At 67.1% G+C, this 26,019-nt stretch carries 19 protein-coding genes and 4 pseudogenes (1 of these 23 only partly in view); 8 read left to right on the top strand and 15 right to left on the bottom strand.

The window, feature by feature from the left end; genetic code table 11:
* Window positions 1–314: 314 nt before the first annotated feature.
* Window positions 315–1,529 carry an NO-inducible flavohemoprotein gene (gene hmpA, locus BWR60_RS01685; RefSeq protein WP_088149275.1) on the bottom strand — a complete coding sequence of 405 codons (1,215 nt, stop codon included), beginning with the start codon at window positions 1,527–1,529 and terminating at the stop codon, window positions 315–317.
* A 30-nt stretch (window positions 1,530–1,559) separates the two neighbouring features.
* Window positions 1,560–1,985 (bottom strand): group III truncated hemoglobin, encoded by a 426-nt coding sequence (locus tag BWR60_RS01680; protein ID WP_088149274.1) that lies wholly within the window; start codon window positions 1,983–1,985, stop codon window positions 1,560–1,562.
* A gap of 104 nt (window positions 1,986–2,089) precedes the next feature.
* Between BWR60_RS01680 and BWR60_RS01675 the strand changes: the two genes are divergently transcribed.
* Window positions 2,090–2,545, top strand: a complete 456-nt coding sequence (locus BWR60_RS01675) for an Rrf2 family transcriptional regulator (RefSeq protein ID WP_088149273.1) — start codon at window positions 2,090–2,092, stop codon at window positions 2,543–2,545.
* Between the two features lie 681 nt (window positions 2,546–3,226).
* Here the strand turns inward: BWR60_RS01675 and BWR60_RS01670 are convergent.
* The gene (locus BWR60_RS01670; RefSeq protein WP_088149272.1) at window positions 3,227–3,793 is read right to left on the bottom strand and encodes a TetR/AcrR family transcriptional regulator; all 567 of its coding nucleotides are present in this window, start codon (window positions 3,791–3,793) and stop codon (window positions 3,227–3,229) included.
* A gap of 336 nt (window positions 3,794–4,129) precedes the next feature.
* On the opposite strand from BWR60_RS01670, the gene BWR60_RS01665 reads away from it, so the two are divergent.
* A complete protein-coding gene (locus BWR60_RS01665; protein WP_088149271.1) occupies window positions 4,130–5,536 on the top strand; it encodes an amidase in 1,407 nt (468 codons plus the stop codon).
* A 62-nt stretch (window positions 5,537–5,598) separates the two neighbouring features.
* A pseudogene (locus BWR60_RS01660) lies at window positions 5,599–5,932 on the top strand (SDR family oxidoreductase).
* 326 nt (window positions 5,933–6,258) lie between these two features.
* Here the strand turns inward: BWR60_RS01660 and BWR60_RS01655 are convergent.
* Both BWR60_RS01655 and BWR60_RS01650 read right to left on the bottom strand, forming a co-directional pair.
* A pseudogene (locus BWR60_RS01655) lies at window positions 6,259–7,684 on the bottom strand (IS1182 family transposase).
* Window positions 7,685–8,089: 405 nt separating this feature from the next.
* Window positions 8,090–8,989, bottom strand: coding sequence for an AraC family transcriptional regulator (locus tag BWR60_RS01650; protein WP_088149270.1), 900 nt, complete (start codon window positions 8,987–8,989; stop codon window positions 8,090–8,092).
* Between the two features lie 171 nt (window positions 8,990–9,160).
* On the opposite strand from BWR60_RS01650, the gene BWR60_RS01645 reads away from it, so the two are divergent.
* From BWR60_RS01645 to BWR60_RS38880, 3 genes and pseudogenes are all read left to right on the top strand, one after another.
* Window positions 9,161–10,120, top strand: coding sequence for an aldo/keto reductase (locus BWR60_RS01645; RefSeq protein WP_088149269.1), 960 nt, complete (start codon window positions 9,161–9,163; stop codon window positions 10,118–10,120).
* Between the two features lie 562 nt (window positions 10,121–10,682).
* Window positions 10,683–11,084, top strand: a pseudogene (locus BWR60_RS01640) (DegT/DnrJ/EryC1/StrS family aminotransferase); the annotation flags it as partial.
* 99 nt (window positions 11,085–11,183) lie between these two features.
* A pseudogene (locus BWR60_RS38880) lies at window positions 11,184–11,609 on the top strand (IclR family transcriptional regulator domain-containing protein); the annotation flags it as partial.
* Window positions 11,610–11,791: 182 nt separating this feature from the next.
* Here BWR60_RS38880 and BWR60_RS01635 read toward each other — a convergent pair.
* Genes BWR60_RS01635 through BWR60_RS01620 form a run of 4 tightly spaced genes read right to left on the bottom strand, consistent with a single transcriptional unit; the run spans window position 11,792 to window position 17,001 of the window.
* A complete protein-coding gene (locus BWR60_RS01635) occupies window positions 11,792–12,949 on the bottom strand; it encodes a mandelate racemase/muconate lactonizing enzyme family protein (RefSeq protein WP_088149268.1) in 1,158 nt (385 codons plus the stop codon).
* 11 nt (window positions 12,950–12,960) lie between these two features.
* Entirely contained in the window at window positions 12,961–14,070 is a 1,110-nt protein-coding gene (locus tag BWR60_RS01630; protein ID WP_088149267.1) for an ABC transporter ATP-binding protein, read from the bottom strand.
* A gap of 28 nt (window positions 14,071–14,098) precedes the next feature.
* On the bottom strand, window positions 14,099–15,841 hold the full coding sequence (locus tag BWR60_RS01625) for an ABC transporter permease (protein WP_088149266.1): 1,743 nt from the start codon (window positions 15,839–15,841) through the stop codon (window positions 14,099–14,101).
* 8 nt (window positions 15,842–15,849) lie between these two features.
* The gene (locus tag BWR60_RS01620) at window positions 15,850–17,001 is read right to left on the bottom strand and encodes an ABC transporter substrate-binding protein (protein ID WP_088149265.1); all 1,152 of its coding nucleotides are present in this window, start codon (window positions 16,999–17,001) and stop codon (window positions 15,850–15,852) included.
* A gap of 154 nt (window positions 17,002–17,155) precedes the next feature.
* On the opposite strand from BWR60_RS01620, the gene BWR60_RS01615 reads away from it, so the two are divergent.
* A complete protein-coding gene (locus BWR60_RS01615; RefSeq protein ID WP_179221589.1) occupies window positions 17,156–17,857 on the top strand; it encodes a GntR family transcriptional regulator in 702 nt (233 codons plus the stop codon).
* A gap of 32 nt (window positions 17,858–17,889) precedes the next feature.
* Here BWR60_RS01615 and BWR60_RS01610 read toward each other — a convergent pair whose 3' ends face one another.
* On the bottom strand, window positions 17,890–19,059 hold the full coding sequence (locus BWR60_RS01610) for a mandelate racemase/muconate lactonizing enzyme family protein (protein ID WP_088149263.1): 1,170 nt from the start codon (window positions 19,057–19,059) through the stop codon (window positions 17,890–17,892).
* A gap of 142 nt (window positions 19,060–19,201) precedes the next feature.
* Between BWR60_RS01610 and BWR60_RS01605 the strand changes: the two genes are divergently transcribed.
* Window positions 19,202–20,125, top strand: coding sequence for a LysR family transcriptional regulator (locus BWR60_RS01605; protein ID WP_088149262.1), 924 nt, complete (start codon window positions 19,202–19,204; stop codon window positions 20,123–20,125).
* Here BWR60_RS01605 and BWR60_RS01600 read toward each other — a convergent pair.
* The 5 genes in view from BWR60_RS01600 to BWR60_RS01580 are tightly spaced (at most 22 nt apart) and all read right to left on the bottom strand, a layout consistent with a single transcriptional unit that may run on beyond the window.
* A complete protein-coding gene (locus BWR60_RS01600) occupies window positions 20,110–21,231 on the bottom strand; it encodes a mandelate racemase/muconate lactonizing enzyme family protein (protein ID WP_088149261.1) in 1,122 nt (373 codons plus the stop codon). The genes BWR60_RS01605 and BWR60_RS01600 overlap by 16 nt on opposite strands.
* A 22-nt stretch (window positions 21,232–21,253) precedes the next feature.
* Window positions 21,254–22,411, bottom strand: a complete 1,158-nt coding sequence (locus tag BWR60_RS01595; protein ID WP_088149397.1) for a mandelate racemase/muconate lactonizing enzyme family protein — start codon at window positions 22,409–22,411, stop codon at window positions 21,254–21,256.
* Window positions 22,412–22,426: 15 nt separating this feature from the next.
* On the bottom strand, window positions 22,427–23,518 hold the full coding sequence (locus BWR60_RS01590; protein ID WP_218823283.1) for an ABC transporter ATP-binding protein: 1,092 nt from the start codon (window positions 23,516–23,518) through the stop codon (window positions 22,427–22,429).
* 13 nt (window positions 23,519–23,531) lie between these two features.
* Window positions 23,532–25,286, bottom strand: a complete 1,755-nt coding sequence (locus BWR60_RS01585; RefSeq protein WP_218823282.1) for an ABC transporter permease — start codon at window positions 25,284–25,286, stop codon at window positions 23,532–23,534.
* Between the two features lie 19 nt (window positions 25,287–25,305).
* Window positions 25,306–26,019, bottom strand: the 3' portion of a protein-coding gene (locus tag BWR60_RS01580) for an ABC transporter substrate-binding protein (RefSeq protein WP_179221588.1). The gene runs 417 nt beyond the window's last position; 714 of the gene's 1,131 nt are visible here — the last part of the coding sequence; its start codon lies beyond the right edge, outside the window — the gene reads right to left on this strand; its stop codon occupies window positions 25,306–25,308.

Genomic DNA, 26,019 nt, shown 5'->3' with positions numbered 1-26,019 from the left:
GACGGTCGGGGTAGTTCGCCTACCCCGACCGACCCGCACCATAACCCACCATTTGGTCCGCCCCCCGAAACCGGACCTATGCCGGACTGCCAGCCGCGAGCCCCTTTGTGTAAGTTCGAGAGGCTTCGTGGCCTCCCCGAAGCGGACATCCGCCTTGGCCCAACTGGTCTTGAAACCGGACCTCCGCTCGTCCCCCAATTCCGAATGATAAAGCTCCGCGGAGACTATCAGGCAGAGTGCGGTGTTGTAGAAGGCACAGGGGCCACAGAGACGGCCATGTGAGGCGCGGTCCCCGCTGGGGACCGCCCGATCGGTCAGGCCGCGAGCAGTTCGTCCGTCGGCCCAAAGAGCTCGAAATGTATACGATCCGGCGACACCCCTGCCCCGGCCAGTTCGCCCACCAGGTTCCGCAGGAAAGGCCTCGGGCCGCAGAGGAAGATGTCCGCGGCGTGAAGCGGCGTGTTGGCACGCAGCCAATCTGTCGTGATGAAACCCGTAACGTCGTGCGTTTCGCCCGGCGCATCGCCCTCCTGAGGGTCACTGTAGAAGTTCGCGATCGTGATCCGTCCGTGCTGCTGCGCCAGCGACCTGACGTGAGCATCCATCGCATGTGTGGCGCTGCTCATCGTTCCGTGGACGTAGTGCGCGTCGAGCCCGGGATGATCCACAGCGATCGTCTCGATCATGCTGACCATCGGCGTGAGGCCGACGCCGCCGGACAGCAGCACCACCGGCCGCTGCGGGGCATCGGGCAGGAAGAATTCACCCGCCGGCGGCGTCACCTCGAGCACGTCTCCGATGTCGACATGGTCATGAAGGAAGCGCGAGCCGCCGTTGCCATTGGCCTCCCGCTTGACCGAGATCCGGTAGTGATCCCCGTTCGGCGCGCACGAGATCGAATAGTTGCGCTTCATCACCGGTTCTCCGGCCGGGCCGAAGCGGAAGGTGAGGTACTGGCCAGGCCTGTGCCGCAGCACCGGCTTCCCGTCGACAGGGCGTAGAATGAAGGAGGTGATGACGCTGCTTTCGCGGACCTTGTCGGCGACGACGAACTCGCGCCAGCCGTTCCAGCCGCCTTCGATCTGCAGGATCTCTTCGCGGATCACCGCCTCCCGCCCTTTCAGGATCTCCGCCAGGAACCAGTAGGCCTCGCCCCAGGCCTTGATGATCTCAGGCGTCGCGGCCTCGCCGAGGACCTCGGCGATGGCACCGAGCAGAGCTTCGGCGACGAAGGGGTAGTGCTCGGGCAGGATGTGATAGCCGACATGCTTGTGGGCGATCCGCTCGACCACCGGCGTGAGCGCGCCGAGGTTCTCGATGTTCTGCGCATAAGCGAGGATTGCTGCCGCCAGTGCGTGGACCTGAGCGCCGCCGTCGCCCTGGTTCGCCTGATTGAACAGCGCCCTGACGTCCTCACGCACGAACAATCGCCGGTACATCGTCTTGGTGATGACCGGACCGTGCGCGGCGAGGGCCGGCACCGTCGCTTTGACGAGCGCGATCGTTTCCGCGTTGAGCGGCTTCATCATTCTCGATGTTCCTTTCGAACTTGGGAGGACTTATCCGGGGAGAGCGACCGACGGGGATGGCTCCCGGACTGGATTGGTGAGCGGCGCTCCGCGCATTCGCAGGGCGACCTTCAGGGTGTCGGCGATCCGGCGCGCCTTGGCTTGCATCGCTGCGGCGACCGCGTCAGGAAGCATTTCGGAGGTGGTTTCCTCCCAGAGCATCAGCCAACGCTCGAACATCTCCGACGTGATGCGGTGCGCGTGCATCAGATGGATGACGACTGGGTTTCCCTTGTACCGCCCGCTGGCCAGTATCACCGACGACCAGAAGTCCGAGATCCGCTCCAGGTGGACGTCCCAGTCGTGGACGACGTCGTTGAACAGCGGACCGAGATCGTCATCGCGCCGGACCCTCTCGTAGAACCGTGCAAGCAACGCCGGGAGGGCGGCTTCGTCCAAGGCATGCGCGGGATCCATGCGTCACCTCAACCATTCATCTGATATGAATGTATCGACGCGGCGAAAAACATGCAACAAAGATGAATGATAAATTTGGATGCGCCGCGCCAGGACCGAGCGCCATGAAGCTGACACGCTATACCGACTATGCGATGCGGGTGATGATCCGCCTCGGCACCCACGACGGCGAGTTGACCTCGATCGCCGAAATCGCGCGCGTCTACGACATATCGCACGCCAACCTGATGAAGGTGGTGCAGGACCTCGGGAACGCCGGCTATGTGGAGACAGTGCGCGGCCGCCATGGTGGAGTCCGGTTGGCGCGACCAGCCGACAAGATCAATCTGGGCGAACTCGTCAGGCACACCGAAGCGGGTTTTGAACTCGTTGACTGCCGGGGCTGCCTGATCGCACCCGCCTGCGGGCTCCCAGGCATCCTGGCCGAAGCGACCCGCGCCTTCCTGGGCGTGCTCGACAAATACACCGTCGCCGACCTGCTCAGCCGACGCTCAGTGCTGCGGGAGCTGTTCGCTCTGGCACCGTCGGATATCGAACCCGCGCGAACATGGCAAACTTAGCCCAGCGCCAGATTTCTGACTTCCCGACCAGCCCAGCCGGGCCGAAGGGCGCCAGTTCCGGCCATAGCTGAGTCGCCGCAACACCGGACATCGCTAGGACCGATTGAATCCAGCCTTCTCGGTCAGCAGCGACCTCAAAGGAGGCCCGAAAGCGGCCGCCCGTGCCGGCTCTACGAAGCGGACATGCCCGGATGCGATCCCGGGTTCCACACCATCCCACTGGCGGTGGCGGAGCGCCAGCTGGAGGGTCTCCGCATTGCCATGAGGCTTCGGGAGTTTTGAGCGCTGACGACGGCAGCACGCGATAGGGACGCCGTGAGCGACATTCGGGGACTCGTCGCATTGAATCTCCGGCGCTTCCGCCGGGAGAGACGGATGACGCAGACCGATCTGGCGTTCCGGGCCGGAGTGGACCGCGGTATCTCTGCCAACTGGAAAGCGCACAGTACAGCGCGACGGTCGCGATGATCGGTAAGCTGGCTAAGGCGTTGAACGCTGCGCCCGGTGTGCTCCTGGAGCAGCCACCCGAGGCGCCCAAGCGCTGAGACCGGGAACCATCCGGCGATGGATTCTGAGGAATATCGCGCATCTCAGATGCAGGGACATTCCGTCACCGGATCGCGGAGAGCTAGGCGCTGAACCGCTGAGCGGTGCTTGCAGAAGGCCAGCGGTGTCGTGCTCTCACGTCGGTAGCAAGCCGGACGCGCGATAGCTCTCGATGAGATCGTCAAACGCCGATATGTCGGCCCGGCTCCGGGCGAATAGTTGCGCGCCAGCAACGGCCGAGAAAATCGCTCGGGCCTTGCCTGCTTTATCCTCCACCGACGAACCATCCGCCGCCGCCAGCATCTTCGCCAGCCAATCCGCATTTACGTCGGCGAACGTCTGGACTTCGGCCTTCACTGGGGCCGGCAGGTCGTCGAACTCGGCCGACATGAAACTGCAGAGGCACAGCCGATTGTCGTGCTCAAGCGACCGTCGGAAGATCCTGGGGTATTCTCTTAGGGCCGAAGTCGGATCTCCTGCCGCCGATGCAAGGGCGTCTAGCTCGGTCACGGTGGTCTCCCAGTAGCGCTTGGCCACCGCGGCGCCCAACTCCGCCTTGCTCGGGAAGTGGTGGTAGATGCTCGCGGCCTTGATGCCGACCCGCTCCGCCAGCTCGCGGTAGTTCATGCCGTTATAGCCATGCGCCTGGGCGATGCTGGTCGCCTCGGCGAGAATCGCATCCTTCGAATTCGTGCTCGTCATTGTCCTGGTAATCCTGCTCGGCACCGCCACCTATCGGCCGTTAGTTAGAGCTTGACAGCGCAAAAAAGAAAACCTAATTCGCAATTCTAACGAACGTTAGGTAGCCTGCAATATGAAAGCTGACAGCCTCTTCTCCGACACGACCCGACTGGGTGAGCCGATCCGGAGGCGCGCTCTCTCGCCGCTGGAGGTGGTGCGGCCCCCATCTCGATCGCATCGCTATCGTAACTCCCCGCTGAATGCGGTCGTTCCCCTGGCGGACGACACGCTGGAGGACGCGAAGCGCGCCGAAGCCGCGGCGCACAGCCTCCCTTGCGCACCAGTAAGGATCACGACATGACCGACCTCTTCTATTCCGACGCGACCCGACTCGCCGAGCTGATCCGCACCCGCCACGTCTCGCCGGTTGAAGTATTGCAGGCGCATCTCGACCGGATCTCGGCGGTCGACCCTAGGGTCAACGCCATCGTGACCGTCGCGGACGGCGCGATCGAGGCCGCCAAGGCCGCCGAAGCAGCGGTGCTGGCCGGTGAGGAGCTCGGTCCGCTCCATGGCGTTCCGTTCACCGTCAAGGACTCAATCGACACCGCCGGTGTGATGACGCAGCGCGGCTCGCCTATCTTCAAAGGCCGGACGCCCGGCGCCGACGCGACCAGCGTCGCCCGACTGAAGAAGGCCGGTGCAATCCTGCTCGCGAAGACCAACCTGCCGGAATTCTCGTACTGGGTCGAGAGCGACAATCTGCTCTCGGGTCGCTCGAACAACCCGTGGAATCTGGAACGCACGCCGGGCGGGTCGAGCGGCGGCGAGTCCGCAGCCATCGCCGCCGGCATGTCGCCGCTCGGGCTCGGTACCGACCTCGCCATCTCGGTGCGCGGACCGGCAGCCCAGACCGGCATCGTGTCCCTTAAGGCGACACATGGGCGCGTGCCGATGACCGGAGTCTGGCCGCGTGCCCCGCGTCGCTTCTGGCATGTCGGCCCCATGGCGCGCAGCATCCGCGATCTGGCGCTCGCCTTCTCGCAGCTGTCGGGCGCTGACGGCCTCGATGCCTTCTCGACCAGTACCGCGCCGTTCGACGCCGGCATCGGCCCCCAGCCTTATCGTCAGCTCCGTGTGGGCTGGATGACCGGTCCGGGTTACGGTCCGATCGATCCCGAGGTGGCGGCGACCGTCAAGGCAGCGGCCGAGACACTGAAGGCGCTCGGCATTCACGTCGAGGAGGTGCGCATCCCGGCGCTCGAGCGCGACTTCGCGCTCGACGTGTTCAACAAGCTCCACGTCATGGAGATGAAGCCCGCCTTCCGCGAGGCTGTTGCCGGTCGCCACGACGACGAGATCTACAAGATGGCGAGGACCATGCTGTCGCTGCCGGAAACATCAATGGACGACTACATTGCGGCTGAACAGGCGGCCGAGCGCCTGCGCGACGGCTACGCCGAGTACTTCCGCAGCTTCGACGCCCTCATCACGCAGGTGCTGCCGATCCCGGCCCATAAGCACGGCGTCGACGAGTTCATTATCGAGGGCCACAGGGTGGACGCGACCTATCTCCAGGGCGCGACCGTGCCGCTGAACGTGACCGGTCTGCCCGGCATTTCGATGCGGTTCGGCACCAGCCGCGACGGCCTGCCGATCAATGTCCAACTCGTGGGCAGTTGGCTCGCGGAGTCGACGATCCTGCACATCGCATCGCTGCTCGAGGATGTGAGTCCGGTGCGTGGCCTTCATCCGGCCCTGTGAGGCGGTGCGCCCTGGGAGCGGTGCGCTCTCGGGGCCGTTGCCGGCCCTACAAAGACACACCGATGCCCGTGCTCGATGCGAATGCGCCTGCGATGGAGACACCGCAATTCAGCGTCTATAGCGCGACCAAGGCGGCGATCCGCAACCTGGCGCGCAACTGGGCGCTGGACCTCCGCGGAACGGGCATCCGCGTCAATGTACTATCCCCGGGGCCGACCAAGACAGAGCTGGCGCTGGAGATCGTGGGCGAGGAAGCGCTGGATGCGCTCGGGAGCACGACGCCGCACGGGCGACCCGACGGAGACGGGGGCGGTGGCCGCGTTCCTGGCCTCCTCGGATAGCAACTTCATGACCGGCGGAGAGGATTTCGTCGATGGCGGCCTGGCACAGGTATGAGACCTTGAGCGTCTGAGCACGAGGGCTTCGGTCACCGGAACCGAAGCCCTCTTTCCGCTCTTCCCTGGCAGTGCGCGGCCAGACTGAGGTGCGCCATATGCGGTCATCGCATTGGCGCTCCAACACCGGACGTCGCTCGAACCCGCGGAATTCGGCCCGTCCCGATCATCTCGGATTTCAGATAGCGCTCCAAACCGGCCGCCCAGCGCGCTCTACGAAGCGGACATGACCGGACGCGACCGAGGTCGTGTGGAAACGCGCGTGCGATGATTGCAGGTGGGTTTTCGTCGAGCGTGTTTGTCGGGAATGGTTCGACTGATCGGGCGTCAGACCCGGATCGCTTCTAGCAAGCCCGCGACGCCGAGGATGGAGATCACGCGCTTGAGGTTGTAGGCGAGGACCAAGAGGCTCATCTCGGTGCTGACGCGTTGTAGCCCTCGGGTCAGGAAGTGGGTGGCACCCATCCAGGCCTTGAGGGTGCCGAACGGGTGCTCGACCGTCTGCCGTCGGATCCGCATGGCATTCGGCGTCTGATCCAGCCGCTCCTGCATGGCGTCGATGACGGCCTCATGTTCCCAGCGTTTGATGCGGCGCTCCTGGCCGGTGGTGCATTGCGGCTTGATCGGACAGGTGGAGCAGGTGCTGGCCCAGTAGGAGTGCAGGGTCTGCCCCCTCTCGACGCTGTCGAACCGCCAGGTCAGCCGTTCCCCGGCCGGGCAGCGGTATTCGTTGTCCTCGGGGAGGTAGACGAAGTCCTGCTTGCCGAACCGCCCTTCGGCTTTGGAGCCAGAGGTCAGCGGCTTGGGCACAAGCGGCGTCATGCCGGCCTGGTCGCAGGCCAGGATCTCCTCGCCCTTGAAGTAGCCGCGATCGGCGAGACGGTCAGCGCCTCAAAGCCCCCGGCGTCCCGCGCCTGCTGCGCCATCTTCGAGAGCTGGGCGCGGTCGCTGCCGACATTGGTGACCTCATGGGCGACGATCAGGTGGTGCTTGGCATCGACCGCGGCCTGCACGTTGTAGCCGACGATGCCGGTGCCCTTGCCGCTGGTCGCCATCGAGCGCGCATCCGGGTCGGTCAACGAGACCTGCTGGTCGGGAGCGGCCCGAACCGCTTCCTCCATCGCCCGGAACTGCTGCACCTGCGTCCGCAGCACCGCGATCTTCTCCTTCAGCCGCGCCGACTTCGCCTGCGCCACCTCGCCCTCCTGCCGGTCGGCGGCATCCATCGCCGACAGGTAGCGCGCGATGTTGGCCTCGATCTGCTCGATCCGGCTCTGCAGCTTGCCCGGGGTGTAGTTCTTGTCGCGGTTGTTCACGGCCTTGAACTTGCTGCCGTCGATCGCGACCACGGCCTCGGAGAACAGGCTCAATCTCCGGCACAGCAGCACGAACTGCCGGCAGGTCGCCTGGATCGCCGGTCCGTTGTCGCGGCGGAAGTCCGCGATGGTCTTGAAGTCCGGCATCAGCCGGCCGGTCAGCCACATCAGTTCCAGGTTGCGCTGGGCCTCCCGCTCCAGCCGGCGGCTCGACGCGATCCGGTTCAGGTAGCCGTAGAGATAGGCGTGGCCGGATGGTGCGACGGACGGCCGGTCGCCTCCGGCACCACGCCGGCAAAGCCCAGCGCCGCCAGATCCAACTCCTCGACGAAGGCATCCACGGCGCGAACCGGGTTGTCCTCGCCGACGTAGTCGTCCACGCAGTCCGGCAGCAACGCGACTTGGCGGCGGTCTTCACCCTCGACGAAACGCTTCACGCCTGCCCCCCGCTCAGCCCTCCCACAGTCTATCAGACCAGAGGCTTTTCACACGGCCTGGACCCGCAGCGGACGCAGGCCAACTTGGCTGGGAGAAGCTGATCCTTGCCGGCCTAGTCCCCTGCAAGGCCCTTGAAGCCGGTCATCGAATTCGGCGCTCCGTCATGGCTCTCTCCTTCGATCATCGCCGGCCGGGTGGCCAGGCCCTCTCGAAGGGTAGCGACATCAGCATTCGTCACCTCTCCACGACGGACATGCGGCCTTATGGTGATCTTGCCCGGCCCGCCAAACCTAAGCGTCCCTTGCAAGACTTATTCAGAGCAGCCGCATTTGGATTTCGGCCACGTCCTCAAGGGGACGATATTCAACCAATCGCTGATGTGCCGACATCGGCAGGCCCTGAACTCAAGCGACCACTGCCAAGCCCGGCGAAGCGCGCAAGCGGGCTATGTCGCGCGCCGGCGGCTCTCCAAAGTGGCGGCGATATTCGCGACTGAACTGCGACGGGCTTTCGTAACCAACGCGGAGGGCGGCGGTCGTGACGTCGATGTCCTGGACCAGCATCAGGCTGCGCGCGTCCTGCAGCCTGAGCTGCTTCTGGAATTGCAGCGGCGTCATCGCCGTCACCGTGCGAAAATGTTCGTGCAGGCTCGACGGGCTCATGCCGACTTCCGCGGCAAGCCGCTCGATGCTGAACCGTTCCCGGAAGTTCTTCCCGATCCAGGCGATGGCGCGGCCGACCTGGGCCACCCGACCCTGGCTGGAGGTGATGTGGCGCATCCTGGCGCCGTCGGGGCCGGCGAGCAGGCGGTAGAGAATTTCCTGCTCGGCAAGCGGCCCGAGCACGGGCAGCGCCGCCGGATCGTCGAGCAGGCGCAGCAGGCGTAGCGCCGCGTCGAGCAGACCGGGGCCGGCGTCGGACACCGTCTTGCCTATGGGCGGGGATGGCGCTCCCGGCGGCGGCGGCACGCGCAACGCCAAATCCCCCAGCATGACCGGATCGAAATCGAGGTACAGGCAGAGGTAGGGCTTGTCAGGCGTCGCCTCGACCACATGGCCCGTAGCCGGCAGGTCGTAGGTCACCACACCATACCGCCCCGGAGCATATCTGAACACGCGGTCGCCCAGCGTGACCTCCTTGTGCCCCTGCGCGACGAGGCACAGTTGCGGCCGGTAAACATTCGGCATCGGCATCGTCACCGTGGAGGATCGAACAAGCGTCACACGTTCGATGGGGGTGGCGTGGAAGCCGTCCTTAGAGACGTGCCGGGCAATCAGGGCCGCGATTTCGGTCAGCGTTTCCATGAATCCGACCGTCGCATGTGCGCGGAAGGGCGGCAATGCGAGCCCATAGCTTTTGGAGGATTGGGCAGCAATTCCGGCGCATCAGGCTAACGGTCCGACGTCACCGCGCATCACAGTGTCAGCGGGGCCTGGGTCACAGCAACCTGACCGCAGAACACGTATGGAGCAAACATGGCAATCGACACATTGAAGATCCCCGCGGTCGCGCTGGGCACATGGGCTTGGGGCGACAGCGGCGAGATTGGCGACGGCTACTTCGGCACCCACCTGACTCAGGCTGGTCTGGAGGAGGTCGTCGACAAGGCCCAGGCGGCCGGATTCACCCTGTGGGACACCGCCCTGGTGTACGGCATGGGCCGCTCCGAGACCGTCCTTGGGGAGGTCCTGAAGCGCTATGCCCGCAGCGACTACCAGCTCTCCACGAAGTTCACCCCACAGCTCGCAAGCACCAGCGATAACCCGGTGGCGGACATGCTGGAGCAGAGTCTGGCCAACCTCGGCACCGACTACATCGACCTCTATTGGATTCACAATCCGGCCGATGTGCCGCGGTGGACTCCGCACCTGATCCCGTTGCTGAAGAGCGGGAAGGTCAAGCATGTCGGCGTCTCGAACCACAACCTGAGCGAAATCAAGCTCGCCGATCAAATCCTTGGCGAAGCCGGGTTCCGGGTCGAAGCTATCCAGAACCACTATAGCCTCCTCTATCACAGCTCTGAAAAAGCTGGGATCCTGGACTACTGCCGCAACCAAGGCATCCCATTCTTCGCCTATATGGTGCTTGAACAGGGCGCCTTGGCCGGCGAGTACAGTCCGGAGAACCCGCTGCCGGAAGGCAGCAACCGGGCGGAACATTACAACGGCATCCTGCCTCGGCTGAAGGCGCTGACAGACAAGCTCGCCTCGATCGGCCAGAGCCGGGCTGCTGCAGTTCCCGATGTCGCGGCGGCGTGGGCCATCGCCAAGGGCGCGACGCCGATCATCGGTGTCACCAAGCCCCATTATATCGAGGGTCTGGTTCGAGCTGCCGGCATCACGCTCACCAGCGACGACATTGCGGAGCTGGAAGTCCTTGCCGACGCCGCTAACGTGAACACCCGCGGCTGGTGGGAACAAGAAATGTTAATCTGAAGGTCCGCTGCCCTAAGTCCTCGGACCGCCGTTCCGAGCAATACGGCAGGCGATCATCTCGTTCTGCGGGATGATCACCTGTGACCAAGCAAGTTGCCGGATGCCTCCACCTGATTGTGCAAGTGCTCCAGAACCTGTTGGCGCCATTCCGCAAAATTCCGGATCACCTGCGCTGCGATGGTTGCCCTGGCCGAGCCGGTGGCGGAGTAGCCTCGCCGACTTTCCGGACCGATCCCAGCCAACTAAGCCCGGCCCGTCGGCGCCATCAGGAGACATTGGGTCGCCGCTCCGAAACCGGACTTAGCTCAAGACGGCATGATCCCGGGCGCTCGCGGCTACTCCGACTCGCGGAGGATGCCCGGAACCGGTCGTCGCAGTTCGCTCACCGAACCGGACATGACCGAAGACCTCCCACCAGCCACGAAAGCGAGCTGGGTTCGCATCCATTGTGGATACAGAGCTGAGTGCGGGTACTACGGTATTGCAGGCTTTCGTCTGAACATCAGATAGCCCGATTTACGGGATCCCAGATACTGTACCAAGCGCGGGTCGGGCGACGGAGATGTTGGCCACCACCACTTGCGGAGCAGATTGCGTGACGATACCGCTCGCCGACCTGAAGGCGCAGAACGCCTCGCTGCGCGAACCGCTGGAAGAGGCGGCGCTGCGGGTTCTCAGGTCCGGCCGGTACGGGCTGGGCGACGAGGTGGAGGCCTTCCAGGATGCCTTCGCGGCCTATTGCGGTACGTCCCATGCCGTGGCGGTCAATTCCGGGACCTCCGCGCTGCACTTGGCGCTGCTGGCCTGCGGGATCGGGCCGGGCGATGAGGTCATCACGGTGGCGTTCACTTTCGTGGCGACCGTCGCGGCGATCCAGTACACCGGCGCGCGGCCGGTCCTTGTCGACATCGAGCCTCGGGCCTGGACGATCGATACCGGGGCCGTCGAGGCCGCGATCACGCCGCGCACCAAGGCGATCGTTCCCGTCCACCTGCACGGCCGCCCGGCCGACATGACTATGTTGTATCGCTCGACGGATCGCCTCTGTCGTCGTGGCGCTCCCATGCAGAACCTGACCCATAGAGCCTCCCTGGATTCGGAGGATAACGGTGCACCATCAAAGCCTGGGATCAAACATCTAGCCGCGCCTGCCTTCCGTCCCGCCGAGCTCGGGCACCAGCCGGCCGGCACCCTGTTTCCGGCACAGCCGCGCCGCAGCGGCGACGGCACGTTCCGGCTGGGGCCGGAGCTGTGGCGGCTCGGATCGCTGTACAGGCGCGGCTTTGATCTGGGGGAATATGTCCGGCCGACGCTGCGCGCCCTGGTGGAGGCGACCCAGGAGACCGCGTCCTTCTACATCCGCGACGGGAGCCAGAGGGTCTGCCTCTACCGCCTGAACTCGCCCAAATCGGCCCGGCACCATCTCGACGAAGGTGTCCGCCTGCCCTTGGGGCAAGGCGCCGCGGGCCGGGTGCTGCTCGCCTTCACCGAGCCGAGCGACTTATCCCTGGCCCCAGTCCGGGACGCCGGCATGGCCGTCTCCCGCGGTGAGCGCGATCCGGAGGTGGCGGCCGTGTCCGCGCCGGTCATCGACAGCGCCGGCCGTGCGACACGCTCTCGCGTTTTTTCGCTCTCTCCTCCGGCCCGAACCGTTCCGCCATCTGATCCACCCTATTGGTCGACGACGGAGCCGTCCTTGTGCAGCCGGGTGTGGATCTTGCGGGGCCGATACGGGAATTTCTCGGCCGCGTCGGGGCGCAGCGACACGCCGATTCCCGGTTCGTCGCTGATGGTCAAGAAGCCCTCGCCGTCATGCCGGGCGGCGCCGGCCACCAGGCTGTCGGAATCCGGCCGCTTGTCGGTGATGTCCCAGGTGTCGTTGGGGAACTCCTGCAGCACGAAGTTCGGCGCCGTCGCCGCGATCTGCAGGCAGGCCGCCGTCGACACGGCGCTGAGCGGGTTGTGCGGCACCACCCCGGCATGCGACGCCTCGGCCAGCGCCGCGATCTTGCGGGCGCCCGAGATGCCGCCGACGATACAGACATCCGGCCGCACCATCTGCACCGCGTTGCGGGCCAGCAGCATCTGGAACTCCCACAGCGAGGTCATGCGCTCGCCGGTCGCGATCGGGATCGAGATCTTGTCGGCGACATAGGCCATCTCATCGAGATTGTCCGGCGTGATTGGATCCTCGAGGAACAGTGGGTGGAACGGCTCGATGCCCCGGCCCAGTTGCACCGCCTCGAACGGTGTCATCCGGCGGTGAATCTCGATGCACAGATCCATCTTCCGGCCAGCGATCCGCCGGTATTCCGCCACCGTGTCGATCGCGTCAGCGATCTTCTCGGCATGGGTCTGGAAATACGGGACCTCGCGGCGGCTGTCGAGGAACGGGGTCAGGTGGCCGACGGCGGTGAAGCCCATCTTCCTGGCCTCCTCCACCCCGCCGAACAGCTCCTCCTTGGTCTCGCCGAACACGTGATAATAGGCGCGGGCCCGGTCGCGCACCTTGCCGCCGAGAAGGGCGTGGACCGGCGCCTCGAAATGCTTGCCGGCGATGTCCCACAGCGCGATGTCGATGGCGCTGATCGCCGCCATGACCGCCGAGCCGCGGAAATGCGCCCAGCGATACATGTACTGCCAATGGTGCTCGATCTTCAGCGGATCCCGCCCCAGCAGATAGTCCTTGAAGCGGAGGATGGCGCCGGCCGTCGCCTCGTGGAAGCCCCAGGCCCCGCCCTCGCCGAGCCCGACGAGGCCGTTGTCGGTCCGGATCTCGACGAACAGATACCTGTCCACCAGGATGGTCTCGACGCTCTCGATACGCATGTCTCTGTCCTTCAGGGGTGTTGGGCGGACGGCGCCTGGCCGTTCGGAATCAGGATCACGGCGTCCGGGTCGATCCGGGCGCGGATTGTGTCTCCGGCCGCGGGCGAGCCGCGGGCCGGCAGCTCGGCGCGAAGGGTCATCCCACCGATGCGCAGCAGGCAGGTGACGACCGGCCCGAGGAAGCTGACCGACGCGACCTCGGCCTCGAAGCCGTTGGGCCCATCCTCCCCGTCCCGCAGCCGCAGGATGCTCTCGGCCCGGATGCAGGCCAGGACCGGCCCGGACGGCCGGACGCCGTCGGACCGTGAGAACCGCCCCTCGATCGCCGGGCCGCCGGCAAGCGACACCAGGGCGCTGCCGTCACCGGCCAAGCGGACGATGTCGGCCTCCAGGATGTTGGCGTTGCCGATGAACTCCGCGGCGAAGCGGCTGGCCGGCCGCTCGTAGAGGTCCCGCGGGCTGCCGGACTGGATCATCTCGCCGTCCTTCATCAGGATGATCCGGTCGCTCATCAGCATCGCTTCCGACTGGTCGTGCGTGACGTAGAGCGAGGTCTGCCCGAGCCGCCGCTGCAGCTCGACCAGCTCGAAGCGCATGCGGTCCCTGAGGCCGGCATCGAGGTTGCTGAGCGGCTCGTCGAACAGCAGGAGGCGCGGCGAGGTGACCACGGCGCGGGCCAGCGCCACGCGCTGCTGCTGCCCGCCGCTGAGCTCGGTGCCGTAGCGCGCCGCGAAGCCGTCGAGGCCGACGATCTTCAGCGCCTCGCCGACCTTGGCGTCGATCGCCGCCGCCGGCTCGCGCCGCGTCCGCAGGCCGTAGGCGACATTCTCGAACACCGTCATGTGCGGCCACACCGCGTAGGACTGGAACACCATGTTGATGCCGCGCTTCTCGGGCGGCACGTCGCGCCCGTCGGCCGCCACCACCTCGCCGCCGATCCGAATCGTGCCGGCCGCGGAGCCTTCGAGTCCGGCGATGCAGCGCAGGGTCGTGGTCTTGCCGCAGCCGCTCGGCCCCAGCAGCGACACGAACTCTCCATCCTCGACGTCGAAGCTGACGTTGCGGACGGCGGTGACGCTGCCATAGGCGACGACGAGGCCTTCGACGCTGAGCTTGGCCATGGCGTTTCCCCGGGGTTGCGGCCGCCGCTCACACGGCCTGGGACAGCCGGACGCGCAGGACGTATCGCCCCACCACGATCCCGGCGATCAGGATGGCCGTCTGCAGCAGGCCGATGATGGCGGCGTTCTGGACGTTGCCGAATTCGAGATAGTCCCAGGACATCACCGACAGCACCTTGTTGCTCGGCGACGCCAGCAGGATCGCGGCGCTGATCTCGCGGATCGAGAAGATGAAGACCAGGATCCAGGCGGAGAGCACGCCGGGCCGGATCAGCCGGAACGTCACCTGCCGCGCCGTCCGCCAATGCGAGGCGCCGCAGACCGAGGACGCCTCCTCCAGCGACCGGTCGATCTGGAGGATCGAGGTGTCGACCATGCGGTAGGCGAAGGGGATGTAGGAGGCGACGAAGGCGATCACCAGGATCCAGATCGTGCCGTAGGCCGGCGTCATCAGATAGGTCCAGAAGATGCCGGTGCCGAAGACGATGCCGGGAACGGCGATCGGGAACATGGCGACGTAGTCGAGGACCCCGCCGCCGCGCACCCGCAGCCGCCGCACCGCATAGGCGATGACGATGCCCAGCAGCACGCAGAGCGTCGGCGACAGCACCCCGACCAAGAGCGTGTTGCCGATCGACTGCTGCACTGCCACCGACCCGATCACCGACCGGACATTGTCCAGGGTGAAGCCCGCGTCGAGGATCGAGGAGGAGGTGAAGCGGGTGAAGGCGACGTAGAGCAGCGCCAGATAGGGCAGGATGATCGCCAGCACGACATAGACCAGGATCGCGAGGATCGCAGGCCCCCGCCAGCCGCGCAGCCGGACCAGGCGGGTGCGGTAGCCGCGGGCGGTCACGGTGACGAAGCGCGTCGCGACCCGGGAGGCGAAGCGGTAGAAGACCACGCCGATCAGCGAGATCCAGAACAGCAGCGTGCCGATCGCCGCCGCCCGGGCGTAGTCCAGCGGGAAGGTCGCGACCGCCCGGTAGATGTCGACCGCCAGGAAGGGCAGCGCCTGCGTGCCGCCCAGCGCCGCCGGGATCGAGAAGGTGCCGCAGGTCAGCACGAAGACGAAGAAGAAGGCCGAGACGATGGCCGGGCGGACCACCGGGAAGGTGATTTTCAGGGCGGTCGCCAGCGTGCCGGCGCCGTTGAGGTAGGACGCCTCCTCCATCGACGGGTCCATGCCCCTCAGCGCGGCCGAGACCGTCATGTAGGCATAGGGCACGTTGTACAGCGCCATGACCAGGATCACCCCGCCGGCGGTCATGACGTTGATCACCGGCCCGTCGATTCCGAGCAGGTCGTGGGCCAGGACGTTCAGCAGGCCGGCATTCGGCGAGGCGAGGACCAGCCAGGCCAGCGCCCCGACGAAGGGCGACAGGTAGAGCGGCGCAATCACCGCGTTCTCCATCAGCCCCTTGACCGGAAGGTCGGTCCGGGCCAGCAGCCAGGCCAGCCCGATGCCGATGGCGCAAGCCACCAGCGACACCAGCAGCGACGCCCCGACCGTGACCGCCAGGATCTTCAGATAGGGCAGCGTCGTGTAGACCGCGGCGAGGCTGCGCAGCGAGAACTGGGCCCGCGGGTCGACGAAGGTGCCGGTCCGCACCGCGCCGACGAACATCAGCACGATCGGGACCAGCACCAGCACGGCGAGGAGCAGGCCCAGCGCCAGCGGCAGGGCCAGCCCGCGGCGGCGGCGACGCAGCGCGGCATAGCCGCCGGCCACCGGCTCCTTCACGTTCAGCGCGGGCGCGGAGATCGTCATCCTGCGCCTCAGCGGCCGAAGATCTGGTTCCATTCGGCGATGATCGGCTTCGCAGGGTCGACGTAGCCGGGGTCGTTCAGGTAGTTGATGTAGAGTTCCTCGGGATCCGCGTACCAGTCCTCCTTGTACCAGTCGGCCTTCGCCACCTTGCGGGGGTCGACCGTGTCCTCGCGGGCCGAGGCGACGCCGGCGACCTTGAACCAGGCGGCCTGGCCCTCGGCGCTCATCGCCCAGTCCTGGAACAGCCGGGCCGCGTTCGGATGCGGGGCCTTGGCCGAGATCGTCTGGACCGTCAGGTTGGCGGGGGTCGGCTTCGGGAACACCCAGCGGATCGGTGCGCCCTTGAGGTAAAGGCCGCCCATGTCGCTCTGCGAGGCCTGGTCGACGATCGCGTGCTCGCCCGCGGCGAGCCGGTCGTACATCGGCGACTTGCTGTCATAGACCTGCGGCTTCAGCGCCGCCATCTTGGCCACGAAGCCCGGCCCGAACTGGTCGCGCTTCCCGCCGAGGAACATGTAGACATAGGAGTAGCTACTGCCGCCGGAGGCCGGGGTGCCGGTGGCGAAGCGGCCCGCCCAGCGCGGGTCGGTCAGCACGTTCCAGCCGCCCTCGCGGATCAGCTTGTCCTCCTCCGGCGTCACCTTGCCGGAGTTCCAGGCGATCCCCATGGCGTTGACGAAGATCGTGTACCAGACGCCGTCCTTCTTCATCTCCGGCCGGATGCCCGCCGCCGAGGCCGGCGCGTACTCCGCGACCAGCCCCTCGTCATGGGCGGATTCGATCAGCACGGTGTCGGTGATCTGCACCAGGTCGGCGATGTGCTGCCCGACCCGCTCCTCCGTCAGCCAGCGCTCGAACAGCGGGTAGCTGGGGCCGCGGACATTCTGCGTCGTGATCCCGTACTTGTCGGTGAAGACCTTCGTCCAGACCCCGGTCGGGTCGATCGCGGTGGTGTGATAGTAGGTCAGGGTTCCCTCGGCCTTGGCCGCGGCGACCAGCCCGGCATCCGGCTGCGGCGACGCGGCCAGGGCAAGGCCGGACCGCCCCGTGAGCGACAGGCCGAGGGCGCCCAGCCCGGCCAGCGCGCCTCCCTGCAGCACCCTGCGGCGCGACCAGGCGCCTTGCGAACCGAAGCGCGAGCGATCGTCGGAATGAGCCATGACGTTCCTCCCCTTCTTTGGCCAGCCTTCCCTGGCGACGGCGCCTCATGGACGCCTCGATTTGTCGGATCATACATTTGCGCAAATATATTTGCGCGTCAACGCCGCATCGCCGATACTCTGCCGCGACAGACGAACGGCGCAGGAGAAGACCGTGGACCCATGGGTGAGCCCCGCCCCCGAAGCCCCGCTGAACGAGCCGACCTATCTGAGGGTCAAGCGCGCCATCATCGGGGACCTGGTGTCGGGGCAGTTCGTCCCGGGGACGCATCTGACGATCGAGGCCCTGACGTCGCGCTACGCCGTCAGCCACATGCCGATCCGCGAGGCGCTGCGCCAGTTGGAGGGCGAAGGGATCCTGATCTCGCTGGCCCATCGCGGCTTCCGGATCGAATCCATCACCGAGGGCTATATCCGCAACATCTACGACATCCGCGTCGGGATCGAGTCGATGCTGGCCCATCGCGCGGTCGAGCGGGCGACGGATGCCGACATCGCCACGCTGCGCCGGCTGCACGAGGATCTGAGCGTCCTGATCCGGTCCGGCAAGCCGATGGTGGCGTCGCGGGAGAACATCATCTTCCACAAGCGGATCTACGAGATCGCCCGGAACCCGGAGGCCGAGCAGATCCTGGAAGGACGCACCCGGGTGGTGCGGACGGTGGCGGACAGCCTGGGCGGCTACACCCCGGACATGTACGACGCGGTGATCGCCGAGCATGAAAAGATGATCCGCGCCTTCGAGGCCCATGACCCGACGGCGGCGGGCGAGGCCGTGTTCGACCACGTCACCGCGGCCCGGGACCGCCTGCTGGCCCGCATCGCCGAGAAGGGCGCGTTCTCGCCGAGACCATGACGCCGGATCGCCGCGACACCGGGGACGCGGTGCTAGGCGTCGACCAGGCCCTTCATCACCGCATAGAGGGCGGGCTTGGCCTCGAAGCCGATGCCCGGCTGGTCCGGCAGCCTGACGAAGCCGTCCTCCACCGCGATACCGTCGGCGAAGCCGCCGAAGGGCTGGAACATGTCGGGGTAGGATTCATTGCCGCCGAGATGCAGGCCGGCGGCGATGTTCAGCGACATCTGGTGCCCGCCATGCGGCACCACCCGGCGGGTGGACCAGCCGGCGGCGGCCAGCACATCCAGCGTGCGCAGGTATTCGACCAGGCCGTAAGACAGGGCGCAGTCGAACTGCAGCACGTCCCGCTCCGGGTTCATTCCACCATGGCGCAGCAGGTTGCGGGCGTCCTGGTGGGAGAACAGATTCTCCCCGGTCGCCATCCGGCCGGGATAGACGGAAGACAGCTCCTTCTGCAGGGCGTAGTCGAGGGGGTCGCCCGCCTCCTCGTACCAGCGGAGGCCGTAGGGCTCGAGCGCCCGGGCATAGGCGAGGGCGGTGGCGAGGTCGAAGCGGCCATTGGCGTCGACCGCCAGGCACCCGCCCTCCCCCACCACCTCGAGGACCGCCTCGATGCGGCGCAGATCTTCGGCCAGCGGCGCGCCGCCGATCTTCATCTTGACCACCCGGTAGCCGCGGTCTCGGTAGCCGCGCATCTCGTCCCTGAGCTGCGTCAGGTCCTTGCCGGGGTAGTAGTAGCCGCCGGCGGCATAGACCCAGACGGTCTCGTCGGCCTGCCCACCGCGATACCGGTCGGCCAGCAGGCGCCACAGCGGCTGCCGCGCGATCTTGGCGACGGCGTCCCACACCGCCATGTCGACGGTGCCGACCGCGACCGAGCGCTCGCCATGGCCGCCGGGCTTCTCATTCGCCATCATCGCCGCCCAGATGGCGAAGGGGTCGAGGTTGTCCGCCGCCGCGTCGACCAGCGCCGCGGGGTCCGCCTCCTGCAGACGCGGCATCAGCCGCTCGCGGATCAGCGCCCCCTGGCCGTAGCGGCCGTTCGAGTTGAAGCCGAACCCGACCACCGGCTTCCCGTCCCGCACCACATCGGTCACGACGGCCACCACGGAGCACGTCATCTTCGAGAAGTCGATGTAAGCATTCGCGATCGACGACGCGATCGACACGGTCTTCTCGCGAATATCGACGATCCTCATACTTGCAATCCTTCCGTCTATGCCATGCCGTCACTTGCCGATCATTTGCAGATCGCGATCCCGCAACCATCACAATAACGAGTGGCAGCGGCCGCGGGCCAATGCCGATCCGGCGTCAAACCATGTGCATCCGGCATCATCGATGGAGCTGACCTGGCTCGAGGACTTCGTCGCCCTGGCCGAGACCGGGAACTTCTCCCGGGCCGCACGGGCGCGCCACGTCACCCAGCCGGCCTTCAGCCGCCGCATCCGGTCGCTGGAGGACTGGGTCGGGACGCCGCTGTTCGACCGGGCCACGCACCGCGTCGGGCTGACCGAGGCCGGCCGCCAGTTCCGGCCGGCCGCCACGGAGACCCTGCGCCGGCTGCACCAGGCCCGCGACGCGGCGCGCGAGGCCGGCAGCAGCGAGGCCACGGCGCTGCGCTTCGCCGCCACCCATTCGCTGTCCTTCGCCTTCTTCCCGGACTGGCTGGGCTCGCTGGCCCCCAGCGCCGCGATCGGCAGCGTGCGGCTGATCTCGGACAGCATGCAGGGCTGCGAGCAGGTGCTCGCCAACGGCCAGGCCCATTTCCTGATCTGCCACCATCACCACGCCGTGCCGAACCGGCTCGACGCCTCCCTGTTCAAGGCCTTGCCCATCGGCCACGACGCCCTGCAACTGGCGGTCGCGCCGGACCTCGCCGCGCAGGACCCGGCCACCCTTCCCTACCTGGCCTACAGCGCCGAATCCGGGCTCGGCCGCATCGTCTCCGGCGTCCATGGCCGAAGGATGAGCCAGCCGCCGGTCTTCACCTCGCACCTGGCCGCGGTCCTGCACAGCATGGTGCGGAACGGCCGCGGCGCCGCCTGGCTGCCGCGCAGCATCTGCGGCGACGACCTCGCTGCCGGCCGGCTGGCCGCCATCGGCCCGGCCACGCCGCCGATCGCGATCGAGATCCGCCTGTTCCGGCCACGGGCGCGCCAGAGCGCCCAGGCCGAGGCGTTCTGGCTGCTGGCCCGCGCCTGGGCCGCCGGCCGCGGCTTCGACACCGAAACCGACGAGCCGGGCCGTCAGCCGATGCGGTAGGGCGCCAGCGCCTCCTCGTTCGGGTCCAGCCCGATGCCCGGCAGGTCGGGCACCGTGACGGTGCCGTCGTCGTTCAGCACCGGCGGGTGCAGATAGACCTCGCCCGCCATGGCGTTGACCTTCTTCGGATAGAACTCCAGCAGCCGGGCGTTCGGGATCGCCGCCAGCAGATGCAGATGGGCCTGCTGGTCGCCATGCGGGCAGATGTCCAGCCCGTGCGCCTGGGCCATGGCGGCGACCTTCATGAACTCCGTCACCCCGCCCATGTAGCGCGCGTCGGGGTTCAGGATGGCGACCGCCTGGGTGGCGATCAGATCGCGGAAGCCGTGCTTGGTGTATTCGTTCTCGCCGGTCGCGATCGGGATCGAGGTCGCCGCCGCGATCTTGCGGAAGCCGTCATAATCGTCCGGCTGCACCGGCTCCTCGAACCAGAAGGGCTCGTACTCCTCGGCCCGCTGCGCCAACTGGATGGCGTCGTAATAGCGATAGGCGCAGTTGGCATCCATCAGCAGCTTGACGTCGGGGCCGATGGCCTCGCGCACCGCCTTGATGCGGGCCACGTCCTCCTTGATCGGCACAGCGCCGATCTTCATCTTCACCGCCCTGGCGCCGAGCTCCACGTAGGAGGCGACCTCCTGCTGCAGCTCCTTGTGGCCCTTGCCCTCGCTGTAATAGCCGCCGGCGATGTAGATCGGGATGCGGGTGCGATAGCCGCCCAGCAGCTTGTACAGCGGCATGTTCGCCAGCTTGGCCTTGATGTCCCACAGCGCCAGGTCGATCGACGACAGCGCCCGGGTCTCGTAGCCGCGCCGGCCGGACAGCTTGGGGCTCCACAGCCCGGACCAGATCGCCTCGGTCATCGTCGGGTCGCGGCCGACCAAGGTCTCCAGGAAGCTGGCGCGCAGCTCGCGCTCGCCCGGGCGCGGGCGGCCGACGCCGTAGCCGGTGACGCCGGCATCGGTCTCGATCCTGACCACGGTCATGTCGGAGGTGGTGTAGGTGTGCAGGCCGTTGGTGATCGGCCGCGCCCGCTTCCACTGGTAGTCGGCCGTCGACACGCGGGTGATCTTCACCGCCCCGCGCGCGGCGTCTTCTGTGGCTGACATCGGTTGGTCCTCGGATGGTTGACTACTGGTCGACGACGCTGCCGTCGACATGGGGACGCATCTGGATGGGGCGGGGCCGCACCGGCTCGCGATGCTCGATCCCCTGCACCAGCTCGATGCCCAGGCCGGGGCCGTCGGGGATGCGGATGAAGCCGTCCTTCGGCTGGTCCAGGCCGGTCACCACATCATGCGCCGGCAACGCGGCGGAACCGTCCGCGCCGGGGCTGGCCGACGGGTATTCCTGGATCGCCAGGTTCGGGATCGCGGCGTCGAGCTGCAGGCAGGCGGCGAGGCTGACGGGCGAGAGCGGGTTGTGCGGCACGATCTGGGCGTCATGCGCCTCGGCCAGAGCCGCGATCTTGCGGCCGCCGGTGATGCCGCCGCACAGGCAGATGCAGGGCCGCAGGTACTGCACGCCGCGGCGGGCCAGCAGAGTCTGGAACTGGTGCAGGCTGGTGTAGCGCTCGCCCGTCGCGATCGGGATCGGGACATGGTCGGCGACCCATGCCATCGCGTCCGGATTGGCCGGCGGCAGCGGATCCTCGAAGAACATCGGGTGGTAGGGCTCGATCCCCCGCGCCAAGGTCACCGCCTCCGGCACCGTCAGCCGGCGGTGGATCTCGATGCAGAGATCCATGTCCTCGCCCGCCGCCTCGCGCAGCCGGGCGACGTTGCGGATCGCGTCCCGCATCTTGCGGGCATGGGCGCGGAAATACGGGTCCTCGATGCTCTCGTCGAGCAGCGGGTTCAGGTGCCCGACAGCGGTGAAGCCGGCTTTGCGCAGGGCCGAGACATGCGCCGCCTGCTCATCGATGGTGCGGCCCTTCACATGGGCGTAGAGCCGGGCCTTCTGCCGCATCGGGCCGCCCAGCAGCTCGTAGACCGGCACGCCGAGCTGCTTGCCCTTGAGGTCCCACAGCGCGATGTCGATCGCCGAGATCGCGCCGGTGATCGCCGCGCCGGTGAAGTGGTGCGAGCGGTGCATCACGTTCCAGTGATGCTCGATCGGGCGGGCATCCTTGCCGACGAGATAGGCGCCGAACTTGGCGATGGCCGCGGCGCTGGCCTCCAGATGGCCCCAGGCGCCGGATTCGCCGATCCCGGTCAGGCCGGATTCGGTGGTGATCCGGACATAGAGGTAGCGGCCGATCGGCAGCGGTTCGACGGTTGCGATCTTCATCGTCATGCTCGCCCCTCAGGGGTTGACGCAGAGGCAGTCTGCCGTCGGCAGCAGGACCCGGGCGTCCTGGACCGGCGGCGCCCGGTCGGCCAGCACCCGCAGGTCGCCCAGCGGCGTGGAACCGGTGATCTCGAAGCTGGAGCCCAGGTAGAGCACCGTTTTGGGCGTGAAGGGCAGCACCGTCCCCGCCCCCCCGGCCACCTCGCCGGGCGCCAGCAGCCGGATCTTCTGCGGCCGAATGGCGACGCAGATCGGCGTACCCTCGGCCAGGGCCGATGTCGTGCGGACGGCCACGACGATGCCGGCCTCGGCCATCACCTCGGTGCCGGAGGCGCCGATGCGGCCGTGGATCAAGTTGGCGCCGCCAACGAACTCCGCGACATGCGCGGTGCGGGGCCGCTCATAGACCTCGGCGGCGGCGCCGACCTGCTCGACCGAGCCGCGGCTGAGCAGGACCACCTGGTCGCTCATCGACAGCGCCTCGCTCTGGTCGTGGGTCACCAGGATCGTGGTCAGGCCGAAGCTCTCGTGCACCGAGCGCAGCCAGGCCCGCGCACGCTCCCGCAGCTGGGCGTCGAGGTTGGACAGCGGCTCGTCCAGCAGCAGCAGGCGCGGGCGGTAGACCAGGGAGCGGGCGATGGCGACGCGCTGCTGCTGGCCGCCCGACAGCTGGAAGGGGTAGCGGTCGGCGAGCGCGTCGAGCTCCAGCTTCTCCAGCATCTCGCGCGACCGCTGCTGGCGCTCGGCGGCCGGCGCACGGCGGATCTTCAGCGCGTAGCCGACATTCTGCAGCACCGTCATGTGCGGCCACAGCGCGTAGCTCTGGAACACATAGCCGATGTTGCGGTGCTCGGTCGGGACGTTGATCCCCTGCCGGTCGGAATAGATCGGGTCGCTGCCGAACCGGATCTCGCCGGCGGTCGGCCGGTCGAGGCCGCCGATAATGTTGAGCAGCGTGGTCTTGCCGCAGCCGCTGGGACCGAGCAGCGAGGTGAACGAACCTTCCTTGACCGTCAGGGTGACGTCGTCCAGCACCGTCAGGCTGCCGAACGATTTGCTGATGCCGGAGAGGCCGACGGCGATATCCATCTGGGTGATCGCGTTCAATCCCTGGCCCCCTTCAATCCTTGGCATAGACGAGCACCGCGATCGGCAGCGTCAGCGCCAGGACGATGACCGACAGCGCGGCGACGGGGCCGAGATTACCCATCAGGTCGAGCTGCAGCATCGTGGTGCCGACAACGGCCGTGTCAGGCCCGAACAGGAAGGATGCGGCCGCGTATTCCTTGAAGAACTGCACGAAGTACAGCAGGAAGCAGCCCACCAGCGCCGGGCGCAGCAGCGGGATGGTGACGGCCCGGATCGAGCGCATCTCGCCCCCGCCCGCCACCCGGACCGCACGTTCGAGATCCTGGCCGATCTGGTGGAAGGACGGCCCCAGCACGGCGAAGCCGCCCGAGAAGTAGCGGATGGTGAAGGCGATCATCAGGATCGCCAGGCTGCCGCGCAGATAGCCGCCGCCAGGCAGGATCACCGCCGCGTAGAAGATGCCGATGCCGACCACCATGCCGGGGATGGCGCGCGGGATGAAGGCCGTCTGCTCGACCACCCGGCGCAGCAGCGGCGGCGAGCGGTAGGCGACGACGCTGGAGGCGAAGGTCAGGACCAGGGCGCCGAAGCCGCCGACCGTGGCGATGATGATGGTGTTGATGATGCTGCGGACATAGGCGTCGTAGCCCAGCACCAGCCGGAAATTGTCCAACGTCAGCACCTGGCTGATCGGGATCAGCGGCGACATGAAGGAGCAGAAGGAACGCAGGATCAGGAAGGCGCTGGGGATGCCGGTGGTCAGCAGCGTGTAGACGAGGAGCGCGCCGGACACGGCCCAGCCGGCGGCGCCCAGCCGGATCATGCCGCGCTTCATGCTGCGGCCGCCGATCGTGGTGTAGCGGCGGACGTCGCCCAGCGTGTATTTCTGCAGGGCGATCACGACCTGGACCACGACCAGCATCACCACCGCCGTGGCGCTGACGATGCCGTAGTCGGACTGGGTCTGCAGCCCCTTCTCGTAGAGATAGGTCGCCAGCACCTTGATCCGCGCCGGCTCGCCCACCACCAGCGGCACGGCGAGCTGGTCGAACTTCATGACGAGGTTGAGCAGGATGCAGTAGATCAGCGACGGCCGCATCAGCGGCAGGACAACGCCGAGCACCGCCCGCAGCGGCGAGGCGCCGGCCGTCCGCGCCGCGTCCTCGAGCGTCGGCGGGATGTTCCGCATCGCCGCGGCGAAGAACAGGTAGCTGATCGGCGCCGCAGACACCCCGGCCAGCACGCTCATCCCGACCAGCGAGTTGAGGTTCGGCAGGCTGATCCCGAGCGACGCCTTGAGCAGGATCGCGGCATAGCCGCTGGGCCCGTACAGCATCGACCAGGAGAAAGCCAGGATCAGCGCCGAGATGAAGATCGGCGACAGGAACAGGATCTTCAGCGCGCGGCGGAACGGCAGGTCGAACCGCTCCAGCCCCAGGGCCACGATGAAGCCGGTCGTGGTCGAGATCGCGGTGCCGAGGATTGCGAACCACAGCGTGTTGACGCAGGCCGACTGGAAGTTGGGGTCGGAGACGAGCTCCCGGAAGTTCTGCAGCGTCCAAACCTGGCCGTCCTCATAGAGCGGACGGTCGATGAGGGCCTGGTACAGCAGCGGCAGCATCGGGGAGATCAGCAGCGCCAGCAGGAACAGGGCGATCGCCCAGCGCACCGCCAGCGGCAGCCGGTTGCGCCAGAAGCGCCAGAGCCGGGCCCCCGGCATGTCGCGATGCGTGCCGAGGCCTGGCGCCTCGCTATAGCCGGCGCCCACCGGTCGAACCTGTGCCATGACGACCGGGCCCCGCCGCTCAGCCCTGGACCTTGTAGGCGGCGTTCACCTTGTCGACCAGCTCCTGCGGCGGGCGCAGCAGCCGGGGCTCGAAGGTGGTGCGGATGATGTTCTTCTCGCCGATCTGCTGGGCGATCTTCTGGTAGGTGTAGCCGTTCGGCCCGTCCGGCAGGTTCACATCGCTGCGGTAGGGCATCAGGCCGCCGGAAGCCAGGGCCACCTGCCCGTCGCGCGACAGGATGAAGTCGATCAGCAGCCGGGTCGAATTGCGGTTCTTGACCGTCTTTGCCATGGCGATGTGGCGCATCAGCATGAGCGTGCCGTCGGCCGGGAATGCCCAGCCGAGCACGCTGGCGCGGGTTGGGTCGGCGATCAGCGGGAACAGCTGGATGCCCGACAGACGGTAGCCGATGAGATACTCGCCGGTGGTGATCTTCTCCATGATCGGGCCGGCCGAGCGGTACAGGTCGGAGATCGGTCCGAGGGCCGCGAACTCCGCCAGCGCGCGCTCCTCGCCGACCGCATTGACGTAGTGGGCCATCATGTTCTGGCTGGCCGCGCTGGCCATCGGCTGCCCGGTGGCGATCTTGCGGTCGAACTGGCCCGGATTGTCCTTCACCAGCTTGACAATGTCGCCGACCGTCTTCGGCCACTGCGCTTCCGGCAGCAACAGCTTATTGTAGGCGATGACATAGGGATCAGCCGAGACGGTGTAGATGTTCGGCGCGGGCCG

It is taken from the genome of Inquilinus limosus, assembly GCF_002195995.1.
In the GTDB taxonomy this organism is placed as follows: domain Bacteria; phylum Pseudomonadota; class Alphaproteobacteria; order DSM-16000; family Inquilinaceae; genus Inquilinus; species Inquilinus limosus_C.
The sequence above is the reverse complement of the archived record's forward strand: the minus strand, read 5'-3'. Positions and strand labels throughout refer to the sequence as shown.

Excerpts from the sequence above, each read along its gene's own strand:
- hmpA (WP_088149275.1), bottom strand. The coding sequence starts at position 1,529 with ATGATGAAGCCGCTCAACGCGGAAACGATCGCGCTCGTCAAAGCGACG.
- BWR60_RS01680 (WP_088149274.1), bottom strand. The coding sequence starts at position 1,985 with ATGGATCCCGCGCATGCCTTGGACGAAGCCGCCCTCCCGGCGTTGCTT.
- BWR60_RS01675 (WP_088149273.1), top strand. The coding sequence starts at position 2,090 with ATGAAGCTGACACGCTATACCGACTATGCGATGCGGGTGATGATCCGC.
- BWR60_RS01670 (WP_088149272.1), bottom strand. The coding sequence starts at position 3,793 with ATGACGAGCACGAATTCGAAGGATGCGATTCTCGCCGAGGCGACCAGC.
- BWR60_RS01665 (WP_088149271.1), top strand. The coding sequence starts at position 4,130 with ATGACCGACCTCTTCTATTCCGACGCGACCCGACTCGCCGAGCTGATC.
- BWR60_RS01650 (WP_088149270.1), bottom strand. The coding sequence starts at position 8,989 with ATGGAAACGCTGACCGAAATCGCGGCCCTGATTGCCCGGCACGTCTCT.
- BWR60_RS01645 (WP_088149269.1), top strand. The coding sequence starts at position 9,161 with ATGGCAATCGACACATTGAAGATCCCCGCGGTCGCGCTGGGCACATGG.
- BWR60_RS01635 (WP_088149268.1), bottom strand. The coding sequence starts at position 12,949 with ATGCGTATCGAGAGCGTCGAGACCATCCTGGTGGACAGGTATCTGTTC.
- BWR60_RS01630 (WP_088149267.1), bottom strand. The coding sequence starts at position 14,070 with ATGGCCAAGCTCAGCGTCGAAGGCCTCGTCGTCGCCTATGGCAGCGTC.
- BWR60_RS01625 (WP_088149266.1), bottom strand. The coding sequence starts at position 15,841 with ATGACGATCTCCGCGCCCGCGCTGAACGTGAAGGAGCCGGTGGCCGGC.
- BWR60_RS01620 (WP_088149265.1), bottom strand. The coding sequence starts at position 17,001 with ATGGCTCATTCCGACGATCGCTCGCGCTTCGGTTCGCAAGGCGCCTGG.
- BWR60_RS01610 (WP_088149263.1), bottom strand. The coding sequence starts at position 19,059 with ATGAGGATCGTCGATATTCGCGAGAAGACCGTGTCGATCGCGTCGTCG.
- BWR60_RS01605 (WP_088149262.1), top strand. The coding sequence starts at position 19,202 with ATGGAGCTGACCTGGCTCGAGGACTTCGTCGCCCTGGCCGAGACCGGG.
- BWR60_RS01600 (WP_088149261.1), bottom strand. The coding sequence starts at position 21,231 with ATGTCAGCCACAGAAGACGCCGCGCGCGGGGCGGTGAAGATCACCCGC.
- BWR60_RS01595 (WP_088149397.1), bottom strand. The coding sequence starts at position 22,411 with ATGAAGATCGCAACCGTCGAACCGCTGCCGATCGGCCGCTACCTCTAT.
- BWR60_RS01585 (WP_218823282.1), bottom strand. The coding sequence starts at position 25,286 with ATGGCACAGGTTCGACCGGTGGGCGCCGGCTATAGCGAGGCGCCAGGC.